Below are 7,617 nucleotides of genomic sequence, written 5' to 3'. Positions count from 1 at the left end.
AAGAAAAATATTGTCAAACTCACCCATAAAGCAATTATATTCATATACCATATTTAAAGGAGGCTTCATTATCTATGATTCTTAAGTTAAATTCCACTTCTTTTGAAGTAGCAACATCCATTTTACAGGTTCAAATTCCAGCTTATAAAGTTGAAGCAGACTACTTAAATAGTACTGCCATACCTCGTTTATATGATACTGTAAACGATATTCAAAATTGCGTTGAAACATTCTATGGATATTTTTCTGAAAATAAACTTGTCGGTTTTATTTCTTTTGTACAAGAAGAAAAACTAATCGATATCCACAGGTTAGTTGTATCGCCCGATTTTTTTCAAAAAGGAATCGCAACGAAACTCCTAATTTATATATTTAACATGTTTCCCTCTTCAATGACATACATTGTACAAACAGGTAAAGCGAATACCCCTGCTATTACTTTATATAAAAAACACGGATTCATTACAGTATCAGATACAATACTTCCTGACGGTATGATTCTTACGCAATTAAAAAAGACAGAATACACAAAATAATTTGACTTATTCGCTCCTTTATGTTATTTTTTACTTTATAAAACCTTTTGCTGAGTCCAAATTTTGGAGCGGGGGAACCATTTTTGTAGCTATGCTACTTGGGGCGAATCTTTTTTAAGTAGGGAAACTCTCACTTCCCGAGTCCGACAGCTAACCTCGTAAGCGTAATGGGAGAGGAAGGTGCTTTTTGCCTATGTTACACATTTTGCCTCCTTAATTATAAATATGGGATCGATATCAAATAGTCACCTATATTTATAGAAAAGGAGAATGTATTATGTTACGTTTATCTGATCACGCAATTAAAATGATGGAGCAAAGACTTCGAATTGAAAAACAACGCACATATCAAGCAAATAAGGTTGTAGATAACTTACATCACAAATACTTCTTTCAGCATATTTTTCAACCGAAAAGATAAAGAAAATGTTTATTTAATATTAAAAAACACAAGGTGTGTCTTACAAAGACATTCCTTGTGTTTTTTATATTCTTTATAAAATTCTCACTACATTTAAGCTTGCTGTAATCGCACCTGCTATAGTAGTCACATGCCCTACACCTAACGGGCCATTTTGTAATATTAATGTTGAATTGGCACTCGTCACATTCACAAGAAGTGTATTTGAAATGGCTGGTTCGATTACTACAGTTGATGTCGTTACGTTTTGTATAAAACTCCCTGTTAGTTGCGTTCCATTTAATAGCAATCTAACAGATACTGTCTCATTCCCACCATTTGCATCCCCTTGAAAATAGTAGCTTACTAAATATATTCCTGGCGTCGTTACTGTGACTGTCGTAGCACTAGTTAAAGATACACCAGTTCCATATACAGTGGATCCAGAATTAATTGGGATGTTGGCACTTGCTGCAATTGTGCTTGTTGATGTAGAGAAGAAATAGCCACCACCTGTCGATATAGCAGATGATCCTGTTGCTCCTGTCAAGCCAGTTGGACCTGTTGCTCCTGTTGGGCCCGTTACCCCCGTTACCCCTGTTGCTCCAGTTATTCCTTGTATACCTTGGATTCCGGTTGGTCCAGTTGCACCAGTCACTCCTGTCGCTCCTGTTGCGCCGGTTGCTCCCGTCACACCTTGTGGGCCTTGAATTCCTTGGATTCCTTGTGGGCCTGTTATTCCAGTCACTCCTGTTGCTCCCGTCGGACCCGTTATCCCTTGCGAACCTTGGATTCCTTGGATTCCTTGTGGACCTGTTACTCCCGTAGAGCCGGTCGCTCCTGTTGGGCCTGTTACTCCTTGTGGACCTTGAATTCCTTGAGGACCTTGAGGACCCGTTACTCCCGTCGGACCTGTTGCTCCAGTTGCACCGGTTGGACCCGTCGAGCCAGTTATACCTTGTATGCCTTGAGGTCCAGTCGGGCCTGTTGGACCAATCGGACCTTGAATTCCTTGCAGACCTTGAATTCCCTGTGGACCGGTTGGACCTTGTATCCCTTGTATTCCCTGAATCCCTTGCGGGCCTGTTGCACCAGTTGGACCGGTTGGACCCTCTGGGCCTTGCACTCCTTGTATTCCAGTCGCTCCCGTTGGACCTATATCTCCTTGTGGACCTTGAATACCTTGTATTCCTTGAGGACCAGTTGGACCTGTTATGCCACTCGGACCTTGTACGCCTTGCACTCCTTGAGGACCGGTTGGACCACTCGGACCTTGGATTCCTTGTAGCCCCTGTAAACCAGTTGGACCGGTCGCTCCCCTTACTCCTTGCTCACCTTGTATGCCTTGTATCCCTTGAGGGCCGGTTGGACCGATTGGCCCCTGTGCCCCTTGCACTCCTTGTGGACCAGTCGGACCGGTTGCTCCTACCGGTCCCTGGATTCCTTGTAGACCTTGCGGACCAGTCGGACCGGTTACTCCTTGTATCCCTTGTGGACCTTGAATGCCTTGATCACCCGTTGGACCCGTTGCCCCCATTGGTCCCTGTACTCCTTGCAAACCTGTTACACCAGTTGCTCCGGTCGGTCCCTGTATTCCTTGTACCCCTTGAATTCCAGTCGCTCCTGTTGCTCCGGTCGCTCCTGTTGCCCCTGTTGCTCCAGTCGGACCAGTTGGACCCCCTGGTGATCCTGCTGGACCGGTTGGACCAGTTGGACCTCCTGGTGGACCAGTTGGACCGGTTGCTCCAGTCGGGCCAGTTGCAGAACCTGTCGGACCAGTTATCCCAGTGGCTCCTGTTGGGCCAGTTGGACCTGGATCACCTTGTAAACCGGTTGGACCAGTCGGACCGATTACACCTTGCACTCCTTGTATTCCTTGTATTCCTGTTGGACCTACCTGCCCCATCTCTCCCTGGGGACCTTGTAAACCTTGAACACCAGTTTCCCCTTGTGGACCCATTGGTCCTTGCTCCCCTTGAATTCCTTGAGAACCAGTTGGCCCTGTTGGACCAATCGGACCCTGTATTCCTTGTATTCCGGTTACACCTTGTAAACCACTACCTCCTAAATTACCTTGCACACCTTGTATACCAGTATTTCCAGTTGGTCCAGTCGGACCAATTTCCCCTTGCACTCCTTGTATTCCTTGTACTCCTGTTGGGCCGGTTGGACCGATTTCTCCTTGCATTCCTTGTATGCCTTGTATTCCTGTTGGACCGGTCGGACCGATTGGGCCAGGAATTCCTTGTATCCCTTGAATACCAGTTGGACCAGTCGGACCTCTTTCTCCTTGTATTCCTTGAACACCTTGTATTCCCTGTGGGCCTCGTTCTCCCATAGGTCCTTGATTACCTTGAGAACCTTGTGGTCCAGTTAAACCAGTTGGGCCGGTTGGACCATTTTCTCCTTGCACCCCTTGCACTCCTTGTATTCCTTGTGGGCCGGTTGGACCGATTGGACCTTGTACGCCTTGTATTCCTTGCGGTCCAGTTGGTCCACCTAAAGCACCAGTTGGACCGGTTGGACCAGTGGGCCCCGTAATACCTGGCGGTGGAAAAGGAATAGGTGCTTGAAACTTACTACACTTATCTTGATTCTTCACAAGCATCTCCCCCGTTATAACTAACGTATCAAACTATTTTTAATACATTTAAACTAGCTGTTATCACACCAGATAATGTCGTTACATGCCCGATAGCTAACGGACCATTTTGTAAAGACAAAGTTGCATTTGAAGAAGTAACTTCAATGACCATCGTATTCGAAACTGCTGGTTCTAATATAAAAGTACCTCCTGTAACATAAAAAATAAAACTTCCTGCGACTTGTATTCCATTTAAAGTAAGCCTCACTGAAATTGTTTCATTTCCGGCAGTTGGATCGCCTTGAAAATAATAGCTTACTAAATAAATTCCCGGCGTACTTAACGTTACAGTTGTTGCATTTGTTAAACTGACATCAGAACCAAAAACTGTAGATCCAGAATTAATTGGTATTAACGCATTCGCTGCAATTATACTCGTTGAAGTAGAAAAGAAATAACCTCCCCCGCTAGGTAAGCCAGTCGCTCCTGTCGCTCCCGCTATTCCCAAGAAACCTATTGAACCTGCACTACCAGTTGCTCCTGTCGGTCCCACCACGCCACTTGGGCCCTGACTACCTTGTGCTCCAACTGGGCCTATACTACCACTAGCACCTGTCACCCCACTTGCTCCAATTGGACCTTGCAACCCTTGAATCCCTTGTATACCTTGTATTCCTTGCGGACCCGTTGCACCTGTATTGCCTGTCGTTCCCGTTATTCCTTGTATTCCCGTAATCCCTTGAACACCTTGCACACCTTGTGGTCCAGTTGCCCCGGTTGCTCCAGCAGCTCCAGTTTCACCCATTGCACCAGTAATTCCAACATTCCCTTGTGGGCCTTGAGGTCCTTGACTACCTTGCGCTCCTTGGACTCCTTGTGGGCCTGTTATACCGACTTCCCCTGTATTTCCTTGGGGACCTCTAATTCCTTGTGCACCTGTTGGACCGATAATTCCTTGCACTCCTTGTATTCCTTGCACTCCTTGCGCTCCTGTTGGACCCGTTATTCCTTGTAATCCTTGAGAACCTTGCAAGCCAATAGCTCCAGTCGGTCCTATTATTCCTTGCACTCCTTGAGGACCTTGTGGACCTTGTGTGCCTGTCAATCCGGTAGTCCCTTGTATCCCTTGAACACCTTGAGGACCTTGTATTCCAGCTGCTCCTGTTTCCCCTTGAATTCCTTGAACTCCTTGTATACCTTGTGCTCCAGCAGGACCAGTTGCTCCTCGGATTCCTTGTGTTCCTTGAGCTCCTTCCGCTCCTGTAACACCAGCTGGACCAGCTATCCCTTGTATTCCCACCATTCCTTGTGCACCAGTTGGACCTATTACACCTTGTATACCTTGAATACCTTTAGGACCTTCCGCACCTGTTGGACCAGTTACTCCCAGCGGACCTTGTATTCCTTGAGAACCTTCTGCACCTGTTGGACCTGTTATACCTTGGTTACCTTGTGGACCTTGTGCCCCTTGTACTCCAACTGCTCCAACTACACCTGGGGAACCTTGTGCACCTCTTACACCTTGAGGACCGGTTGGACCTGTTATACCTTGCACTCCTTGCGCTCCAATTGGTCCTATCCCTCCGCTTACACCTGTTGAACCAGTCGCACCCGTTGGACCTGGTGGACCTCCTGGTGGACCGGGTGGGCCAGCTGGGCCAGTCACCCCACTAGAAGGGCCAATTGGACCGGTCACTCCCGTCGGACCGCCCGGTGGTCCTTCTGAGCCTCGAATACCAATGCTACCCGTCGCTCCCGTTATACCTCTTATTCCTTTTATCCCTTGAAAACCTGTTGCTCCCGTTATACCTTGTATTCCTTGCACACCTTGTGGTCCTTGTAAACCTATTACACCTGTTATCCCCTTTATTCCACTTATACCTTGGGCACCTTGCATTCCAGTAGAACCAGTTGGACCCACTTCACCTTGTATTCCTTGAGCTCCTTGTGGGCCTTCTTCTCCAGTAATTCCTTGTATACCTTGGAAGCCGTCTTCCCCTTGTATACCAATAGCCCCTTGCTCTCCTTGTATTCCTTGAACACCTTGAGGGCCTTGTGGACCAGTTATACCCGAGACTCCAGTTATGCCTCTCTCTCCCTGCATTCCTTGTGCCCCTGTTTGTCCTCGCTCACCTATTTCCCCTTGTATTCCTTGTATGCCTTGTATACCTTGACTACCAGCAGGACCCGTAGATCCTTGTATTCCTTCTAATCCTTGTACTCCAATATCACCAATTAGACCTTGGTTACCAATTAATCCTTGAGCACCTTGGAGACCAGTCGGGCCAGTTATACCTTGCTCTCCTGTATCACCAATAGCCCCTTGTATTCCTTGTGCTCCTGTTGTCCCTTGGGGACCTTGTATTCCCCTGATACCTTGAGGACCTTGGGGCCCAGTTGCTCCCGTCGGTCCAGTCACCCCTGTAGGACCAACAGGACCTTCATGCCCTCCAGTTGGACCGATTGGACCACTATTACCTGTCGGACCCGTTGCTCCTATAAGCGGAAGAGGCAGTGCCACTCCAAATTTTTTGCACTTTCTATGATGACGCACAACAATCCCCCTTCCCCAAAATAATTACACCTTTTATATGAAATGCATTTTTATAAGAAAAGTACACCTTTGACCTCATTTTTTTAAAATAAAGAAGCCTATCATTTCATCTATTTGAAATCATAGGCTTCTTTTATAAAAACACTTTACTTTCTAGCTTTAATAATAAAAGTAGTCGGCACCATTCTAGCTTTATATAAAGAATAATACTTCGTAGACGGCTCAGCTAGTTCTCCATCAAACGAGCTTGATGGTTCAGGCTCTTCTATTCTCTCAATTTTAAATCCCGCTCTATTTAACTCATTTATGTATGTACTTATTTTTCTCTTATATAATGTCGCTTGTACATTTTCTCCTTTAAATGTTTCAAACGTAATGGGCGTTTCCTCATGATAAGAAGACTTTATAGCAACTTCTTCTGTACCATACTGTAAGTTTGAATATATGGGATGCTCCCAGCTAAAAATAAAACTTCCTCCTGGCTTTACATACGAATAAATCAATTCCAACGTTTTTCTTAAATCCGAAGTCCAGCCTAATGCATAAATGGAGTATACAATATCAAAATAATCTTTCGGTATATCCCCTTCTTCTTCCATTGCTCCACATATTAACTTTGGATTCCAACTCTTTAACGTTTCATTCGCTATTTTAATTTGTTCACTTGAAAGATCCAGGCCCCATACTTCCTCTGCTCCATGTTCCCCCATATATTTCAGCGAATGCCCACTTCCACATCCAATATCAAGTACCTTTTTATCTTTAATTGAATCGAACAAATGAATCTCATCTTCAGACGCCGTATAAGGACCATATTTCGGTAAACAATCCACTTGAAAGAAATAAGGTGCAACTGTATCCCAACACTTTTTATTTAAAGCTAACATTTGCGTACCTTTCATATGCTACATTCCCCCATCCATTTTCTTCCCCACTATTAATTACACATCATAACCCGTTCTTCCTTTTCTCTTCGCTCGGTAATTTTTCACTTTTGCAATTGTACCGCACGCTCTTCCTCCTTCTTCTCCAGCATACATACCGCACCATCTTTTACTTCCATTACGCGAATGATCATAAAATACCCAGCGACAATCTGGACATGCTTTTAACCTTCCCCACACATTTTCTTGAATTGACATTAACACAATGCTTAACACTTTTGTATACACATTCTCTTCATATACTGGTTCATATGTAATACCTTTCATATCATCCTTTATATGTACATGAAATGGGTATTTCTCTAACCATTTTTGTAATGATCCTTCGCCTTCAATTGTCATCCGAATATCTTCTCGAAAACCTCTTAATTCCTCTATCGTATGAAATGGAAACTCTTCATCAAAATATTCTTTCATAAAGAGCTTTATATCTTCTTTTGTTTGCAGCAAATCAATTGGCTCTCTCGTATCGTTTTGTATTCTCCATGTATTTAAAAATTCCCGAATATATTCTAGTTCATTTGGAGCGTTTTGATTCAATTCGATCCACCTTCTTCTTAAAATTTACTTTTTTCTGACTTTATGTATAATTATAGTAT

Annotated in this window: 6 protein-coding genes and 1 riboswitch; of the genes, 2 read left to right on the top strand and 4 right to left on the bottom strand. The window is 44.5% G+C overall.

The window, feature by feature from the left end; translation table 11 throughout:
* The first annotated feature begins 74 nt into the window (after nucleotides 1-74).
* Both ABWK52_RS23355 and ABWK52_RS23350 read left to right on the top strand, forming a co-directional pair.
* On the top strand, nucleotides 75-536 hold the full coding sequence (locus ABWK52_RS23355; protein WP_000601229.1) for a GNAT family N-acetyltransferase: 462 nt from the start codon (nucleotides 75-77) through the stop codon (nucleotides 534-536).
* A 38-nt stretch (nucleotides 537-574) separates the two neighbouring features.
* Nucleotides 575-717, top strand: a riboswitch (cyclic di-AMP (ydaO/yuaA leader).
* 96 nt (nucleotides 718-813) lie between these two features.
* Nucleotides 814-957 carry a hypothetical protein gene (locus ABWK52_RS23350; RefSeq protein ID WP_000945243.1) on the top strand — a complete coding sequence of 48 codons (144 nt, stop codon included), beginning with the start codon at nucleotides 814-816 and terminating at the stop codon, nucleotides 955-957.
* A gap of 73 nt (nucleotides 958-1,030) precedes the next feature.
* On the opposite strand, the gene ABWK52_RS23345 is transcribed toward ABWK52_RS23350, so the two are convergent.
* The 4 genes from ABWK52_RS23345 to ABWK52_RS23330 all read right to left on the bottom strand — a co-directional run bounded on the left by ABWK52_RS23345 (nucleotide 1,031) and on the right by ABWK52_RS23330 (nucleotide 7,558).
* Nucleotides 1,031-3,544, bottom strand: coding sequence for a BC_3345 family exosporium-associated protein (locus tag ABWK52_RS23345; RefSeq protein ID WP_097998370.1), 2,514 nt, complete (start codon nucleotides 3,542-3,544; stop codon nucleotides 1,031-1,033).
* 22 nt (nucleotides 3,545-3,566) lie between these two features.
* The gene (locus ABWK52_RS23340) at nucleotides 3,567-6,074 is read right to left on the bottom strand and encodes a collagen-like protein (protein ID WP_141537334.1); all 2,508 of its coding nucleotides are present in this window, start codon (nucleotides 6,072-6,074) and stop codon (nucleotides 3,567-3,569) included.
* A 146-nt stretch (nucleotides 6,075-6,220) separates the two neighbouring features.
* Nucleotides 6,221-6,976 (bottom strand): class I SAM-dependent methyltransferase, encoded by a 756-nt coding sequence (locus ABWK52_RS23335; RefSeq protein WP_000679180.1) that lies wholly within the window; start codon nucleotides 6,974-6,976, stop codon nucleotides 6,221-6,223.
* 39 nt (nucleotides 6,977-7,015) lie between these two features.
* Nucleotides 7,016-7,558 (bottom strand): CGNR zinc finger domain-containing protein, encoded by a 543-nt coding sequence (locus ABWK52_RS23330; RefSeq protein WP_353772169.1) that lies wholly within the window; start codon nucleotides 7,556-7,558, stop codon nucleotides 7,016-7,018.
* Between the last annotated feature and the right edge of the window lie 59 nt (nucleotides 7,559-7,617).

The sequence above is a fragment of the Bacillus sp. AP50 genome (assembly GCF_040492675.1).
GTDB classification, from domain to species: domain Bacteria; phylum Bacillota; class Bacilli; order Bacillales; family Bacillaceae_G; genus Bacillus_A; species Bacillus_A cereus.
Note: the sequence above shows the minus strand (reverse complement) of the source record. Positions and strands in the feature narration are given on the sequence as shown.